This window comes from Demequina salsinemoris (assembly GCF_000974805.1).
Lineage (GTDB): Bacteria > Actinomycetota > Actinomycetes > Actinomycetales > Demequinaceae > Demequina > Demequina salsinemoris.
Genome location: NZ_BBQZ01000005.1, coordinates 249,655 through 265,752 on the forward strand (window position 1 = coordinate 249,655; position 16,098 = coordinate 265,752).

The 16,098-nt window shown below is 70.3% G+C and carries 13 protein-coding genes and 2 tRNA genes; 10 read left to right on the forward strand and 5 right to left on the reverse strand.

The features are described 5' to 3' along the window. Positions 1-15 precede the first annotated feature (15 nt). On the forward strand, positions 16-2,463 hold the full coding sequence (locus tag AOP78_RS11205) for a family 78 glycoside hydrolase catalytic domain (RefSeq protein ID WP_062204508.1): 2,448 nt from the start codon (positions 16-18) through the stop codon (positions 2,461-2,463). Between the two features lie 63 nt (positions 2,464-2,526). On the opposite strand, the gene AOP78_RS11210 is transcribed toward AOP78_RS11205, so the two are convergent. Both AOP78_RS11210 and AOP78_RS11215 read right to left on the reverse strand, forming a co-directional pair. Then, on the reverse strand, positions 2,527-3,633 hold the full coding sequence (locus tag AOP78_RS11210; protein WP_083980064.1) for a heparan-alpha-glucosaminide N-acetyltransferase domain-containing protein: 1,107 nt from the start codon (positions 3,631-3,633) through the stop codon (positions 2,527-2,529). A 9-nt stretch (positions 3,634-3,642) separates the two neighbouring features. Beyond that, positions 3,643-4,647 (reverse strand): SDR family oxidoreductase, encoded by a 1,005-nt coding sequence (locus AOP78_RS11215; RefSeq protein ID WP_062204513.1) that lies wholly within the window; start codon positions 4,645-4,647, stop codon positions 3,643-3,645. A 75-nt stretch (positions 4,648-4,722) separates the two neighbouring features. Between AOP78_RS11215 and AOP78_RS11220 the strand changes: the two genes are divergently transcribed. The 4 genes from AOP78_RS11220 to AOP78_RS11235 all read left to right on the forward strand — a co-directional run bounded on the left by AOP78_RS11220 (position 4,723) and on the right by AOP78_RS11235 (position 7,987). After that, the gene (locus tag AOP78_RS11220) at positions 4,723-5,511 is read left to right on the forward strand and encodes a fumarylacetoacetate hydrolase family protein (RefSeq protein ID WP_062204516.1); all 789 of its coding nucleotides are present in this window, start codon (positions 4,723-4,725) and stop codon (positions 5,509-5,511) included. Between the two features lie 89 nt (positions 5,512-5,600). After that, positions 5,601-7,082: a glutamate--tRNA ligase gene (gltX, locus tag AOP78_RS11225; RefSeq protein ID WP_062204519.1), complete on the forward strand. Its 1,482-nt coding sequence runs from the start codon at positions 5,601-5,603 to the stop codon at positions 7,080-7,082. Between the two features lie 10 nt (positions 7,083-7,092). Beyond that, the gene (locus AOP78_RS11230) at positions 7,093-7,836 is read left to right on the forward strand and encodes an HAD family hydrolase (RefSeq protein ID WP_062204522.1); all 744 of its coding nucleotides are present in this window, start codon (positions 7,093-7,095) and stop codon (positions 7,834-7,836) included. Between the two features lie 79 nt (positions 7,837-7,915). Continuing rightward, a tRNA-Gln gene (locus tag AOP78_RS11235) sits at positions 7,916-7,987 on the forward strand. A 213-nt stretch (positions 7,988-8,200) separates the two neighbouring features. On the opposite strand, the gene AOP78_RS11240 is transcribed toward AOP78_RS11235, so the two are convergent. Then, on the reverse strand, positions 8,201-10,363 hold the full coding sequence (locus AOP78_RS11240; protein ID WP_062204524.1) for an ATP-dependent Clp protease ATP-binding subunit: 2,163 nt from the start codon (positions 10,361-10,363) through the stop codon (positions 8,201-8,203). A gap of 209 nt (positions 10,364-10,572) precedes the next feature. Between AOP78_RS11240 and AOP78_RS11245 the strand changes: the two genes are divergently transcribed. From AOP78_RS11245 to AOP78_RS11255, 3 genes are all read left to right on the forward strand, one after another. Next, positions 10,573-10,648: transfer RNA gene (locus tag AOP78_RS11245), tRNA-Glu, on the forward strand. A 337-nt stretch (positions 10,649-10,985) separates the two neighbouring features. Then, a complete protein-coding gene (locus AOP78_RS11250) occupies positions 10,986-11,402 on the forward strand; it encodes a hypothetical protein (protein ID WP_152659518.1) in 417 nt (138 codons plus the stop codon). Positions 11,403-11,539: 137 nt separating this feature from the next. Beyond that, the gene (locus AOP78_RS11255) at positions 11,540-12,436 is read left to right on the forward strand and encodes a glycoside hydrolase family 43 protein (protein ID WP_062204530.1); all 897 of its coding nucleotides are present in this window, start codon (positions 11,540-11,542) and stop codon (positions 12,434-12,436) included. A gap of 38 nt (positions 12,437-12,474) precedes the next feature. On the opposite strand, the gene AOP78_RS11260 is transcribed toward AOP78_RS11255, so the two are convergent. Both AOP78_RS11260 and AOP78_RS11265 read right to left on the reverse strand, forming a co-directional pair. Beyond that, positions 12,475-13,710, reverse strand: a complete 1,236-nt coding sequence (locus AOP78_RS11260; RefSeq protein ID WP_062204532.1) for a BaiN/RdsA family NAD(P)/FAD-dependent oxidoreductase — start codon at positions 13,708-13,710, stop codon at positions 12,475-12,477. Positions 13,711-13,841: 131 nt separating this feature from the next. Beyond that, a complete protein-coding gene (locus AOP78_RS11265) occupies positions 13,842-14,264 on the reverse strand; it encodes a thiol-disulfide oxidoreductase DCC family protein (RefSeq protein ID WP_062204535.1) in 423 nt (140 codons plus the stop codon). 126 nt (positions 14,265-14,390) lie between these two features. Between AOP78_RS11265 and AOP78_RS11270 the strand changes: the two genes are divergently transcribed. Beyond that, positions 14,391-14,969, forward strand: coding sequence for an RNA polymerase sigma factor (locus tag AOP78_RS11270; protein WP_062204536.1), 579 nt, complete (start codon positions 14,391-14,393; stop codon positions 14,967-14,969). 10 nt (positions 14,970-14,979) lie between these two features. Beyond that, positions 14,980-16,071: a hypothetical protein gene (locus tag AOP78_RS11275; RefSeq protein WP_062204539.1), complete on the forward strand. Its 1,092-nt coding sequence runs from the start codon at positions 14,980-14,982 to the stop codon at positions 16,069-16,071. The last annotated feature ends 27 nt before the right edge of the window (positions 16,072-16,098 follow it).

Consider the following 16,098-nt stretch of genomic DNA (forward strand, 5'->3'; position numbering starts at 1 on the left):
ACTACGGTCGACGCTATGAGCGCCTCGATCGTCGACGTCGACGCCTCGGCCTGGGTCGGGCACTGGATCAGCCACGGTCCCGTGGCCGGGCCGACGGATCCGATCGGCATCGGCCGCGAGGACGGCGACGCCGACTTCGGCCGGTACCTTTTCTCGACGACGTTCGACCTGGACGATGCGCCCGCGGAGGCGCTCGTGCGCCTCACGGCCGACTCCAGGTACGTCCTGTTCTGCAACGGCGAGGAGGTCGGTCGCGGCCCGGTGCGCAGCCAGCCCCGCCGGCTGTCCTACGACGTGCTCGACCTTGCGCCGCACCTGGTCGAGGGCGAGAACTCGCTCGTCGTGCTCGTGACGTACTACGGCTCGCCGAACTCCTTCTGGTTCCCGGCCGCGGCGAACCCGATCATCGGGCGCCGCCCTGTGCTCGTCCTCGAGGGCAGGGTCGGGGACGTGACCCTCGCGACCGACGGGACGTGGAGGAGCGCTGCGATGCCCGCGTGGACGCTCGCGACCGGGATCGCGCACATCGGCGTCCCTGTCGAGGAGGTCGATGCCCGCGAGCTCCCCGTCGGGTGGCGGCTGGGCGAAGGGATCGCGTGGGAGCCCGCGTCGATCCTGTCGGCCTCGCACCCGGGGGCGCTCGCGCGCAGCCAGCCGCCGACGGACCCGTACGGCCCGTTGATCCGCCGTCGCATCGGTGTGCTCGGGGGTGACGTGGTCGTGCCCGAGGCTGGCACGTGGAGCCGCGTCGCCGCGCGGCCCGAGGGCGAGAACGTCATCGAGCGCGCGACCTCGGTCGTCGAGGCGCCCGCCAAGCCCGCGGGGGCAGGCGTGGACTACGCCGGCGACGGCGGGGCGCTCCACGGCGTGCTCGACATGGGCCGGGTCGTGGCGGGCAACGTCTCGTTCGAGATCGACGCCCCGGCCGGGACCCGCGTGGACCTTCACTATCGCGAGGTCGCGTGGAAGCCCGGCAAGGCCGATCCGATGTCCCTGCCCATGACCGGGACCACGTATGTGGCGCGCGGTCACGACGACGCCTATGGCTCGCTCGAGGTCAACGGCTTCCGTTACATCCACGTCGTGATCGACGCCCCGGACGATGCGCAGGTCACCTTCCGCGGCCTGACGGTCAGCGAGCGGCTCTATCCGTATGAGAACGAGGCGCGCTTCGCATCGTCCGATCCCGAGCTCGACGCGCTCTGGAAGGCCGCGCTGCGCACAGTTCAGCTCAACTCGCAGGATGCCTTCACCGACTGCCCGACCCGAGAGCAGCGCGCCTGGGTCGGCGACGGCACGGTGCATCAGATGGTGCACCTCGCGGGCTCGACGGACTGGCGGCTGTGCTGGCAGTACCTGCACCTGGGCGACTCGCCCCGCTCTGACGGGATCCTGCCCATGAGCGTGGCGGGGGAGACCGAGCGGGGGAACGGCTTCACGATCCCCGACTGGTCGCTGTACTGGATCCGGGGCGTGTACGAGATGCATCGGTACACCGACGACCTCGACCAGCTCCGCGAGCTCTTCCCGACGGCCGAGCGCATCGTCCGCTGGTACCTGCCGTACGTGACGGACGACGGCATCCTCGCCGACGTGCCCGAATGGAACCTCGTCGACTGGTCGAGCATCTTCCTGCCGGGCCGGTCGTCGATCCTCACCTCCATGTGGGTCGCAGCCCTCGGCCACGTCGCGGAGATCGCTGAGCGGCTCGAGAACCTCGGCACGGCCCGGTGGGCGCGCGGGCTGATCGAGTCCGCCCGTGAGGGCTTCGAGCAGTTCTGGGATGCCTCGCGCGGCACGTACATCGACCACATCGTCGACGGCGAGCCGCGGGACGCGGCATCGCAGCTCGCGGGCGCGCTCGCGATCCTGTCGGGTCTCGCGCCGCGAGAGCGGTGGGACTCGATCGTGGCGTGGATCGCCGACCCGGACCGCATGGTCGTGCGGTCGTGGATCGGCGGCGACGGCGGCTACTCGGCGGAGAAGATCTTCGAGCAGCTCCAGGGCATCCAGCGCATCGACTGGGACGCGCAGGAGGAGTGCGTGAGCGCCCAGCCGTTCGCGAGCTTCCTGGTGCACGACGCGCTTGCCCTCGCCGGGCGTGCGGACCTGATCGTGCGCAACATGCGCCGCTGGTCCGTGTATCTGCAGGGCGGGTACGACACCTTCGGCGAGTGCTGGGGGTGGGGCACCCCCGTCCATGGCTGGAGCTCGACCCCCATGCGCGACCTCGCTCGCTACGTCGTCGGAGTGAGCCCGGCCGCGCCGGGATTCGCGACGGCGCGCATCGAGCCGGCCTACGGCGTGGTCGAGAGGTTCGAAGGCGAGGTGGCGAGCCCTGAGGGCATGATCGCCGTCTCGGTCGACGGGAGGGCGGTCACGGTCGACAGCCCGATCCCGTTCGAGGTTCGCGACGGTGCCGGCACTGCGCACCACCGCGAGGCGGGCCGCTACTCGTTCTAGCGACCCCTGCGGCGAGGGCGGGTCACCGTGGGTCAGGCCGCGGCGGCCCGCCCTCGTCGCGCCTCACGGTCGCGTCGTCACCTTGTCAGCCGCGGCGTTCGAGGCGTGCGTCATGAGCGCCTCGAGTGGGCCTTGAGGGAAGCGCAGCCTCCAGCCCCACGCGGCCGCGGCGAGGATGACGGCCATGACGACGAGGGTCACGTTGCTCGGCTCGTAGACGATCTCCTCGCCGACGAACGCGATGACGAACACGTGGAGGACGTAGGCGGTGAACGCCATCGCACCCAGCGCCCGCAGCGGCTCGAGCCAGCGTCCGGTCGCGTCCGACAGCCACAGGCACACGGCGATCGTCGCGATCGCGAGGCCCGCGTTGGAGACCAGCTCGACGGGGGAGTAGGAGTGCGCCTCCATCGACGCCCACGCCGGCCCCCACCCGAACGTCGCCCCCGCGGGAGGCCACGGCGTCGTCCCTCCGAACCCGATGCCGAGCATCGCGGCGCCCACCCCGAGTGCGAGCCCGCCACGGGTGAGGTCGAGCCGCGTCGCCTTCGACCGCAGGTCCATCCGCGAGATCGCGAGCCCGACCAGCAGGTAGCCCACCCAGACGAGCGCGGGGTAGTGGTGCCACCACAGCCGGTCCAGCATGGGCGCCGTGCCCAGCCAGGACGATGCGGTCCATTCCTGGACGGTCGGCAGCACCAGTCCTCCACCCACGAGGACCACCACGGCGGCCGTCCACAGCCACGGGGTGCGCCACGTGAGGGTCGGGAGCATGAGGAGCATCATCACGCCGAGGTTCGCGAGGATCACGTACACGGGCGTGCCGAGAGAGGCGACGACGGCCCCCGCGACGATCAGCACGACGCCGCGCGTCGCGACCTTCACGCGCGTGTGGGCGAGCGAAGGGCCGCGCGCGGTCATGATCCCGATCGAGACCCCCGCGAGCACGGCGAACAGTGCCGAGGGCCGCCCGTGCGCGATCCACAGCCACCACCAGCCGTCGGAGTCCGAGCCTCGAGTGCCGTCGTCCCCGACGTGCGCGGCGAGCATGCCGAGGAAGGCGACCGCGCGCGCGAGGTCGAGGCCGCCGATGCGGCCGCCCTGGCGCAGCGACGATCCCGTGGCGCGGCTGATCACGTCCACACGGGTTCCTGGGGCGGGCTCCCTCATGGCGTCAGGCTAGCGGCCTCCCCCCGAGCCCGACTCGCGGATGAAGGCGGCCGAGGCGAGCAACGCCTCGGCCGAGGAGACGTAGTCGAAACCGAGCTGGCGGGGCGCATCGGAGCCGTCGACCTCGGCGTTCATGGCTAGCCCCATCGCGGCGGTCCGCATCGGCGGCATGACGAGCGCGGCCGCGCGGATCAGCCAGTCCGGCGCGACGCGGGTGGTCACCTTGGCATCGGGGTAGGCGGCGAGGACGATCTGCGCCATCTCGGGCAGCGTCATCGCGCCGGCGTTCGCGGGGAAGCGCTGTCCGACCGCCGCGTCGTCCGTCATCGCGCGCACGTGGATCCGCGCGACGTCCCGCACGTCCACCACCGGCATCCCCATCCGGGGCAGCGCGGGGTACTGGCCGGTGATGAGCTGCTCGACCGTGCGCAGCGACGATCCGTAGTGGGCATCCATCGCGGGTCCGAACACCATGCCGGGATTGATCGTCGTGAGCCGCATCTCGGGGTGCGCGGCGACGAAGTCCCACGCGGCGCGCTCGGCGAGGGTCTTGGACGCCTCGTACGGAGTGGTCCGCGGCCCTTCCGGATCTGTCCAGTCCTCGCGCGTCTTCACCCGGTCCCACTGGTCGCCCGCGGGCTTGTAGATCGCGCCGCACGTGGAGGTGAGGACCACGCGGGTGACGCCGGCGGTGCGCGCGGCGGTGAGGGCGCGGAGCGTGCCGTCCACCGCGGGGCGGATGAGCTCCTGCGGATCCTTGGGCGGCGCGGTCGGGAAGGGCGAGGCCGTATGCATGAGCACGTCGACGCCCTCCATCGCCTCCTCCCAGCCGTCGTCGGACAAGAGATCGAGGGAGACGAAGGTCAGGTCGGCGTCGGGGAAGAGCGCCTCGACCTGCGCGCGGCGGCGCTCCGAACGGACCGCGGCCCTGACCGCGTGACCGTTCTCGAGGAGCTCCCCGACGATGTGCTTGGCGATGAAGCCCGAGGCTCCGGTGACGAGGACGGTCGACATGGCACTCAGCGTACGCATCGTCCATCGCACGCCCACCCCGCGGAGGAGCCGGCGCGACGCACTAGGCTGGAGCCCATGCGTATCGCACGATTCACCACCGGAGACGACCCCCGCTACGCGATCGTCGACGGCGAGGAGGGCTCGGAGGAGCTCGTGGTCCTCACAGGCGACCCGATGTACGTCCCCGGTCAGCCCACCGGCGAGCGGATCCCGCTGTCCCAGGACAACGTTCGCCTGCTCGCGCCCGTGATCCCGCGCTCCAAGGCCGTGTGCCTGGGCCGCAACTACGCGGAGCACGCCAAGGAGATGGGCAACGCGGTCCCCGAGCCCGAGCTGCCGATCCTCTTCCTCAAGCCCAACACCACGGTCATCGGGCCCGACGACCCGATCGTGCTGCCCGAGTACAGCCAGGACGTCCAGATCGAGGCCGAGCTCGCGATCGTGATCGGGCGGATCTGCAAGGAGGTCTCGGCCGAGACCGCCGAGCAGTACATCTACGGCTACACGTGCGCGAACGACCTCACCGCGCGCGACCTGCAGCGCCAGGAGAACCAGTGGTTCCGGGCCAAGGCGTTCGACACGTCGCTGCCGCTCGGCCCGTGGATCGAGACCGAGCTCATGCACGACGACGTCCTCGTCTCCTCGCGCATCAACGGCGAGACCAAGCAGAACGCGTCGACCCAGGAGATGATGCTCGGCGTGCTCGAGGCCGTCGCCGCCGTCTCCGAGGTCACGACGCTGCTGCCCGGCGACGTCATCCTCACCGGCACCCCCGCAGGCGTCACCAAGGTCGACCACGGCGACGTCGTCGAGGTCGAGATCGAGGACATCGGCATCCTGCGCAACCCCGTCATCCGCCGCTAGGCGCCGCCCAGGCGCCCCGCGCATCGTCCTGGACCGCATCGTCCAGGAGCCCCAGACCCACTCACCCGAGACACCCCGCAAAGAGAGCAATGAGCAAGGTTCGCGTTCGCTTCTGTCCCTCGCCCACCGGCCTGCCGCACGTCGGCATGGTCCGCACGGCGCTGTTCAACTGGGCCTACGCCCGCCACATGGGCGGCGAGCTCGTGTTCCGCATCGAGGACACCGACGCCGAGCGCGACTCGCAGGAGAGCTACGAGATGCTGCTCGACGCGATGAACTGGCTCGGCATCACCTACGACGAGGGCCCCGACATCGGCGGCCCGTACGCCCCCTACCGTCAGAGTCAGCGCCACGACCTCCACGCCGAGGTCGTCGCCAAGCTGCTTGAGGGCGGCTACGCGTACGAGGCGTTCTCCACGCCCGACGAGGTCGAGGCGCGCCACAAGGCGGCCGGCCGCGACCCCAAGCTCGGCTACGACAACTTCGATCGCGACCTCACCGACGAGCAGAAGGCCGCGTACCGCGCCGAGGGCCGCGAGCCCGTGCTGCGCATGCGGATGCCCGATGAGGACATCACGGTCAACGACCTGATCCGCGGCGAGGTCACCTTCCCCGCGGGCACCGTGCCGGACTACGTGATCGTGCGCGCCAACGGCGTCCCGCTGTACACGCTCGTCAACCCCGTGGACGACGCGACGCAGAAGATCACGCACGTGCTGCGCGGCGAGGACCTGCTCGCCTCGACGCCTCGCCAGATCGTGCTGTGGCGCGCGATGGTCGAGCTCGGCATCGCCGACGGCATGCCCGAGTACGCGCACATGCCGATGGTGCTCGGCGAGGGCACCAAGAAGCTGTCCAAGCGCGACCCCGAGTCCAACCTGTTCCACCACCGCGAGCGCGGCTTCCTGCCCGAGGGGCTGCTCAACTACCTCGCGCTGCTCGGCTGGAGCATCGCGCCCGACCGCGACGTGTTCACGCGCGACGAGATGATCGCCGCGTTCGACATCGCGGACTGCACGCCCAACGCCGCGCGCTTCGACATCAAGAAGGCCGAGGCGATCAACGCCGACCACATGCGCATGCTCGCGCCCGAGGACTTCGCGGGCCGCCTCGTGCCGTATCTGCACACCGCGGGCGACGTGAGCGCTTCGTCCTATAACGAGCTGACCTCCTCGGAGAAGGGGATCCTCGATGCGGCCGCGCCGCTCGTGCAGACGCGTATGCAGCTGCTCGGCGAGGCGTCGGGCATGCTCGGCTTCCTCTTCGCCGCGGACGAGTCGATCGAGTTCGACGAGGCCGCCCTGAAGAAGCTGCCCGAGAACGCCGCCGAGATCCTCGACGCCGCCGTGTCCGTGCTCGAGGGGCTCGAGGACTTCGGCCCCGAGGCGCAGCAGGAGGCGCTGCGCGCGAGGCTCGTCGACGAGATGGGCATCAAGCCGCGCTTCGCCTTCGGCCCGCTGCGCGTGGCCGTGACGGGGCGTCAGGTCTCGCCGCCGCTGTTCGAGTCGATGGAGATCCTCGGCAAGGACTCGTCGCTGGCGCGCCTGCGCCGCCTGCGCGCGACGTTCTGACCCGCGCGACATGACCGGGGCGGGCGCCATCCGGGCGGTGCTGTTCGACGTCGACGACACGCTCGTCGACACGCGCGGCGCCTTCCGGCATGCGCTCGCCTCCGTCGCGGTCGACTACCTGGACGAGGGAGTCGATCACGAGGAGCTCGTGCGGTTCTGGCGCGAGGACCGTCAGGGCTGGTACCGGGCCCATACCCGGGGCGAGCTGACGCATCGCGAGCAGCGGCATCGTCGCGCCAACGACCTCCACGAGGAGTTCGGAGGCCCGTTCCTGGACGATGCGGCGTATCAGCGCTGGGACGACGCGTTCGAGCGCTACTTCCAGGAGGGGTGGGCGGCGCATCCCGACGCGTTGCCGGCGCTCGAGGCGCTGGACGCACTCGGGGTCCCGTACGGCGGGCTTTCCAACGCGCGCAGCGACTACCAGGTGACGAAGCTCGCGGCCTGCGGGCTGGGGCGGTTGCCGATGCTCGTGGGCGTCGACACCCTGGGCTTCGGCAAGCCTGACCCCCGGGTCTTCCTTCATGCGTGCGAGAGGCTCGGCTTCGCGCCTGCGGAGGTCGCCTACGTGGGCGACGAGTTCGACGTGGACCCGCTCGGGGCGCGCGACGCGGGGCTGGGGCTTGGCGTGTGGATCGAGCGTCCGGGGGCGCATCGGGGAGATGTCGACGGCCTCGCAGGCGACGGCGTGCCTCGCGACGGCCTGGTTCGCATCGACACACTCATGGAGCTGCCGGGGGTCCTCGGGCTCTGAGGTGTGAGGCGCGACACCCTGGTTTGGGCGATCGCCGATCATCCGGTACAGTTGTTTCCCGGTCCGGTCCCCGGATCATTGGCCTATGGTGTAATTGGCAGCACGTCGGTTTCTGGTACCGCCAGTCGAGGTTCGAGTCCTTGTAGGCCAGCTTCAAGCCCCTCCTTCGGGAGGGGCTTTTCGCTTTCCCGGGGGTCGCAGGGCCCTCGGACCCGTGCGCGAGCCACGCCCGCATCGTCCCCATGCGCGTGCACTCCGCACGGATTACCGTGCGACACGCAAGCGTGTCGCGGTCCGGGCCCGGCGTGTCGTCGGGGTGTCGGGCCCAAATCCGTGCGGAGTGCGTGGCGGGCGGGGGAGCGGACTACTCCGCCTGCGCCGTGTGCATCACCTCGAGGTGCTCGCCGTCCCAGCCGACAGTGACCGCGTCGCCCTCGCGCAGGCGCCCGTCCACGATCTCCTTCGCGAGCTCGTTCAAGACCCGCGTCGTGATGAGCCGCTTGAGCGGACGCGCACCGAACTGGGGGTCGAAGCCGTCGCGGGCCAGCGAATCCCGCAGTGCGGGCTCGACAGTCAGCGCGATGTCCTTCGCCTCGGCCAGGCGCGCGATCGCCTTGGCCAACTCGGTCTCGACGATGCCCTTCATCGCCTCGGGGTCGATGCGGTCGAACACCACCACATCGTCCAGGCGGTTGAGGAACTCGGGCCTGAACGACCGCTTGAGCACCTCCATCAGCTGGCCTTCCAACTCGTCCCGCGAGGAGCCGTCCCACGCGAGTACCAGGTCGGAGCCCAGGTTGGAGGTCATCACGATGATCGTGTTCGTGAAGTTCACCGTGCGGCCGCGGCCGTCGGTGAGGCGTCCGTCGTCGAGGACCTGCAGCAGCACGTTCCAGACGTCCGGGTGCGCCTTCTCGACCTCGTCGAACAGGACGATGCTGTACGGACGACGCCGCACGGCCTCCGTGAGCTGTCCTCCCTGGTCGTAGCCGACGTACCCAGGCGGGGAGCCGATCAGGCGCGACACCGCGTGCGACTCCATGTACTCGGACATGTCGATGCGGATCATGGCCCGCTCGTCGTCGAAGAGCTGCTCGGCGAGCGCGCGAGCGAGTTCGGTCTTGCCCACTCCCGTAGGCCCGAGGAACAGGAACGAGCCGATGGGCCTGTTCGCGTCCGCCAGGCCCGCGCGGGCACGACGGATCGCGTCCGAGACCGAGGTGATGGCCCGGTCCTGGCCGACGACGCGCTCGTGGAGCCGCTCCTCGAGGTGGCCGAGCTTCGCGGACTCCTCGGTGAGCAGCTTCTCGACGGGCACGCCCGTCCACTTCGCGACGACTCCCGCGATGTCCTCGCCTGTGACCTCCTCGCGCAGCATGCGCTCGTCCGACGGGATCGCGTCGAGCTGGGCGCGAGCATCGGCGATCTCCTGCTCGGCGTTCGGGATCTCGCCGTAGCGGATCCTTCCGGCCTTCTCGAGCTCTCCGTAGCGCTCGGCGCGTTCCAGGTCGCCGCGCAGCGATTCGACGCGCTCGGTGGCCGCGGAGACGCGGACGATGAGGTCCTTCTCGCGCGCCCACCGCATGTTGAGCTCCTCTGACTCGGCCTTGTGACGGGCGATCTCTGTGTCGATCTCCGCGCGACGCGCCTTGGCGTGCTCGGACTTGTCCTTGGCGACCTGGGTGCGCTCGATCTCAAGCTGCATGATGCGGCGGCGCGAGCGGTCGAGCTCGATCGGCATGGAGTCGAGCTGCATCTTGAGGGCCGAGGTGGCCTCGTCGATCAGGTCCACGGCCTTGTCGGGCAGGAAGCGGTCGGAGATGTAGCGGTCGGACAGGTGCGCCGCCGAGACGATCGCCTCGTCGGTGATCTTCACGCCGTGGTGGACCTCGTACTTGTCCTGGAGGCCGCGCAGGATCGCGACCGTGTCGTCGAGGCTGGGCTCGCCGACGTAGACGGGCTGGAAGCGACGCTCCAGGGCGGAGTCGGTCTCGATGTGCTCGCGGTACTCGTTCAGGGTCGTGGCGCCGATCATGCGCAGCTTGCCGCGCGCGAGCATCGGCTTGAGGATGTTGCCCGCGTCCACGGACCCGTCGGCCTTGCCCGCGCCGACGATCGTGTGCAGCTCGTCGACGAACAGGATGATGCGGCCCTCGGCCTCCTCGACCTCCTTGAGGATCGCGTTGAGGCGCTCCTCGAACTGGCCGCGGTAGGCGGCGCCGGCGACGACGGAGCTCATCGCGATCTCGATCACGCGGCGGTCCTTGAGGGACGACGGCACGTCTCCCGCGATGATGCGCTGGGCGAGGCCCTCGACGATCGCGGTCTTGCCGACGCCGGGCTCGCCGATCAGCACCGCGTTGTTCTTCGTGCGGCGCGTGAGCACCTGCATGACGCGGCGGATCTCCTCGTCACGTCCGATGACGGGGTCGAGCGCGCCCTCCTCGGCGAGGGCGGTGAAGTCCTGGCCGAACTGCTCGAGCGCTGACTGCTGCTCCTGCTGAGGAGCCTGGGACGGGGTCGTCATGTTGTTCCTCCTGAGGTGGTCGACGTCCGTGGATTCGTAGTTGAGTCTTGCACGCTCAACTTTACATAAGCATGGGCGATGCGACAAGAGGGATGGTGTTGGGGGAGGGCCGGGAGGGCGGTTCTGATGCCGATTGGCGTTCACCCCCATTCATGGTCTATAGTCTTATCTCGCGCCAGTTGCCCGGGAGGGTGACGGAATGCAGCTAGGGCCCCGTTGTGTAGCGGCCTAGCACGCCGCCCTCTCAAGGCGGTAGCGCGGGTTCGAATCCCGTCGGGGCTACCACGACAAGCTCCTTGCCGAAAGGCAAGGAGCTTTTGTCGTTTCCAGGGACGATGCTCGATTGGCTCGACTCGCTCCGTCCATCCCGTCACGCAGTGTCGTGGTCGGCTACGGTGAGACGAAAGAGTGGGCGCGAAGAGGCCTGCGACGAGGGCAGGGGGCGCATCAACGTGTACCTGAACTCGGGCTTCACAGGCTCCACCACCACGCTCCGGCTGCCGGCGGCGAAGTCGTGAACGCGCCACGTCGTCGCAGGCCCGGGGCACGGGTGATCCGCAGGTTCAGCTTCGCGGTGGCTGCCCTCGCTACGGCAGCAGCGATGGCGGGCTGCACTTCTACCGTGACTCGTTCCATCGATCTCGACCCGGACAACGTGGCTGAGGTCGAGTTGTACTTCTACGACGTCTCGTCGGCGATTCCGAACGAGATCACCCGCACCACGATCGTCGACGCGGGACTGATTGCCGAGCTCGTCGATACGTTCGTCGACATCCCGGGTGCCTCGATCGACGACCCGCAAGAAGAGGTCCAGGGGGCGCGGGCCACGGGCATACGCTTCGTCCTGGACGACGGCTCCACGGTGGACATGACTCAGTACTACATCGACCACGCCAGCGGAGTCATCGCATGGCCGGACGGTGAGGTGCTCTATACCGAGTGGGGACTGCCCTTTGAGGACTACTACCTGGACTCTGGGGACAAGGTGACGGTAGACGCAGCCGAACGCCCTGTGTCGCCGCTGGAGACCGCCGGCTAACAGGGGCGTTGGTAGCCCGTGGGAGACCGGTCGGGCCGACACGCCCCGCGTGTGCGAGAGCGCCGGGTGTCTCCGTCCGACGCCGTGCAAAGGTTGCTGTAGACATGCAGGAGACGCACCACTGAAGGACGGCCCTCATGACCACGCACAGCCTCGGCGAGATCCAGATCCGTGACCCCTACCTCGTCACCGTGCCCGAGCGAGGCGAGTACCTCCTGTTCGGCAGCACCGACAAGGACGTCTGGAATCCGCCCGCGACCGGGTTCGACTGCTATCGCAGCACCGACCTGAAGCAGTGGGAGGGGCCGATCGAGGCCTTCCGTCCGCTGCGGGGCTTCTGGAGCGACCGGGACTACTGGGCGCCCGAGGTGCACGCCTACCAGGGGCGGTACTACATGTTCGCCACGTTCACGTCAATGGACGCGCGCCGCGGCACCCAGATCCTGTCGGCGGATGCGCCCGAGGGCCCCTACACGCCGTGGAGCGATGGCCCGGTGACCCCTCGCGAGTGGGAGTGCCTCGACGGGACTTTGCACCTGGACGACGCGGGCGATCCGTGGATGGTCTACTGCCACGAGTGGGTGCAGGCGATCGACGGCGAGATGATCGCGCAACGGCTCAGCGCTGACCTGAAGCACACGGTGGGGGAGCCCACGCTGCTCTTCACGGCGTCGGAGCCGGAGTGGTCCCGGCCGATGGCGCACCCGCAGCTTGCTGGCGAGAACAGGGCGTACGTCACCGACGGGCCCTTCCTGCATCGACTGTCTTCGGGCGCGCTCATCATGCTGTGGTCGAGCTACGGCGACCGGGGCTACGCGATGGGGATCGCGCATTCCACGAGCGGAACCGTCGAGGGCCCGTGGGTCCAGGACGACGAGCCGCTCTGGGCCGCCGACGGGGGACACGGCATGATCGCGCGCACGCTCGGCGGCGACCTGCTGCTGACCCTGCACCAGCCGAACGACACGCCGCACGAGCGGGCCGTCCTTCGCCGGCTCCGCGAGACCGACACCTCCGTCGTCCTCGCCGACTGAGAGGCGCCAAGGAATCGCGCTCACGCGGGACGCGACGGTCAGTCGTCGCTTCCCAGCCAGGCGAGAGCGCCGTCCGCGGCCCAGGCGCCCATGCTGAACGAGGCCTGGAGCAGGTAGCCGCCCGTGGGCGCCTCCCAGTCGAGCATCTCGCCGGCCACGAATGTGCCCGGCATGCGGCGCAGCATGAGGCGGTCGTCCATCTCCGACCACGCGATGCCGCCCGCCGTGGAGATGGCGCGGTCGATCGGCATGGTGTCCGTGACGCGCACCGGCACCGCCTTGATGAGCGCCGCCATGTGAGCTGGCTCCGACGGCAGCGCACCGCTGTCCGTCTCCCGCAGCAGCCCGATCGACGCGGGGTCGAGCCCCACCGCGCGGCGCAGCCACGTCGATGCCGAGTCCTTCGGCCGCCGCCGCCCGAGGCGCTGTACCAGCTGGTCCGCGGAGACGTCGGGCCGCAGGTCCACCTCGAGCACGCAAGGCGCGCCTCCGGTGGCGGCGACATCGAGCGCGCTGCGGATGGCCGCTCCGATCGCGTAGACGGGCCCGCCCTCGATGCCCGTGCGGGTGAGCATCGCGTCGCCGCGCTGAGGCGGCGCGCCGCTGCCGCGCACGGTGAGCGACACGTTCTTGAGCGGCGCCCCCGCGAAGCGCTCGACGAACACGTCCGTCCAGGCGACGCGCAGCCCGACGTTCGCGGGTCGCAGCGCCGTCACCTCGACGCCTCGAGCTCTGAACGGCTCCACCCACGCCCCGTCCGCACCCAGGTGCGGCCACGAGGCCCCGCCGAGCGCGAATACCGTGACGTCGCTTTCGACCGCCCCGGGCTGCCCGTTGGCATCCGTGATCAGCGCCCGGCCGTCGGCGTCCCAGCCGGTCCACAGGGAGCGCCGCTCGAGCGTCACGCCCAGCTCGGTCAGGCGTGACAGCCAGGCGCGGAACAGGGGAGTAGCGCGGAACGCCTGGGGGAACACTCGTCCGCTGGATCCGACGAAGGTCGGCTCGCCCAGGTCCTCGCACCACGCGCGCAGATCCTCCGGGCCGAACCTCTCAAGCATCGGAGCGATGCGGTCCGCGGAGGCGCCGTAGCGGCTGAGGAACGGCTCGCGGGCCTCCGAGTGGGTGATGTTCAGCCCGCCGTGTCCCGCGAGCAGGAACCTGCGGCCCGGCGAGGGCTTGCGCTCGTGGACGGTGACGGTCACGCCCGCGGCGGCCAGCGTCTCGGCCGCGAACAGTCCGGCCGGGCCACCGCCGATGACGGTCGCGGTGCTCACGGTCGCCGCCGGGCGTCAGGAATCGCGCGCGTGAGCATGAGGCCAACGTAGCCCAGAAGGACGTGGCGCCCGAGCCTGAGCGGGCTTGAGATCGCTCGTGGACGATGCGGTGGTCGGCGGGGGAGGGGCGGCTACAGATCAGCGGGCGTCGCGAGCCTCGACCGCCACAGGTCGACCATCGGTTCCGGGGGCACGCCGCACGCATCGTCCCCGTCGATGCGGGGCCTCCGCGCGGCCATCGCGTCGTAGATCCGATCGCGCAGGGCACGGGGGACGAGGCGACCCGCGCGCAGCAGGCTCCACGGAACGGGGAGAGCGCCGAGGACCTCGAGGACCGCGTCGGACCTGACCAGCGCCTCACCGTCGACCCACAGGATCATGGTCGAGTCGGTGACCAGGGGGTCGAGCCCCGCGCGGGAGACGATGCTCGCCCCGACCTCGCTGGCGCCACCGGTGATGAGGTGGGCGCCGTGCGGGTCGTGCGTGAGGAGCCACGCGACGAAGCCGTTGCACAGCCCGCAGTCGCCGTCGAAGACCACGATGCGGGAACCCATGCCACATGAACGGCGTGATCGCCGTGACGATTCCGCGACACGGCGGCGAGCGCGTGCGGACGATGGCTGGCGTCGTCGCGCCGCGCTGTACTGTCATCGGGAGACACGACCAGGTGAGGGGGAAGCGTGGTTCTCGGAGAGGGCTTCGACCCCGCGCTCGCGGCGGCGCGCACGGGCGCCGAGTGGGCGTGGGAGAGCCTCTACCGCGATCTCGCCGGCCAGGTCGGCGGGTATCTGCGGAGCCGAGGCGCGCAGGACCCCGAGGACGTCCTGTCCGAGACCTTCCTCTCCGTCGCGAAGGACATCCGTCGGTTCGAGGGCGACGAGTCCGACTTCCGCGCGTGGGTGTTCACCATCGCGCACCGCCGCATGCAGGACGCGTTCCGCAAGCGGGGGCGCCAGGTGCCCACGTTCGATGGTGAGGAGGCGCTCGAGGCCGCGGCCGGAGCGTGGCTCGGCAACTCGGAGGACGAGGCGATGGCGCACCTGTCCGCGGCCCAGGTCGAGAGCATCGTCCGTGGGCTGTCCGACGTCCAGCGGGACGTCCTCATGCTCCGCGTGGTCGGCGACCTCTCCGTGGCCGAGACCGCGCAGGTGCTGAACCGCTCCGAGGGCGCGGTCAAGGCGATCCAGAGCCGCGCTCTCAAGGTGCTCCGCAAGAATCTTTCACAGAGCGCGTCACCTTTCCGCTCCGATGAGCGATGACAGGGATGCCATGACGAAACACCCCCCTCGTGACGACGAGTTCGAAGCCGCGCTCCAGGGCCCCCCGCCCGGGCGCGCGGACATGGCCGTCCTCTCGGAGGCGTTCGACGCGATGCGTCGGACCTATGCCTTCGAGCAGGATGACGCGCACACAGCCGCCTTCGCAGGCAGGCTTGCCGCCGTGGCCGCCGTCGCCCCCCTTGGCGGCGGCACGGTCGGCGCGCACCCGCGGGGCCGCACGCGCATGCAGCGTCGTGCGGCCGCCGCGATTGCGGCCGCGGCCGTGATCACCGTGACCTTCGGCGGCGTCGCGGCGGCGAACGAGGCCGCCCCCGGCGACGCCCTCTACGGACTGGACCGCGCGCTCGAGCGTCTCGGTGTGAATGCGGGAGGCGCCCACGAGCGTCTCCTCGAGATGCGGGAGCTGCTCGCCGACGGCGATGTGGACGACGCGCTGGACCTCTCGGTCGAGGCCGTCGACGCGATGGACGATCTCGACGAGGCCGAGGCCGACGAGCTGACCGGGCTGCTCCACGCCGCCGAGTCCGTGATGAGCAACGGGTCGGAGCAGTCGGCCGAGCGTCGCGCCCAGGTGGCCGCGATGCTCACCTTCATGGCCGAGACCGATCTCACCGGCCGCGAGTTCGGGCAGGCGGTGTCTCAGCACGCGCGCGGCATCGTCGATGACGAGTCTGACGAAGCGGCAACGGATGACACCACCGACGCGGCGCCCGGCAACTCGGGCACCGCGCCGGGGCACACCAAGGACGCGGACGCCACCACGAAGAGCGACAAGTCCAAGGACTCGGCCACGACGGACGATGCGGACGACGAGTCCGATGCGGACGAGGCCGAGGACGCCGCGCAGTCGGACGACGACGCTTCCACGGACGACTCGGCCGATTCCGGCTCGAGCGCGAACCGCAGCGCCAACAGCAACGCGGGCGGCGCCTCGGACCAGGCGAAGGGGTCCCAGTCGAACGCGGGCGGGAACTCGGACGCGGCGAAGGAGTCGCACGCGAACGCGAACGCCGGCTCTGCCGCCGGGGATGACGATGCGTCGTCCGACGACTCAGGTGACGCGGGGTCCGACGAGGACTGACGCTCGCGAAGGACGGCCGATGCCGGC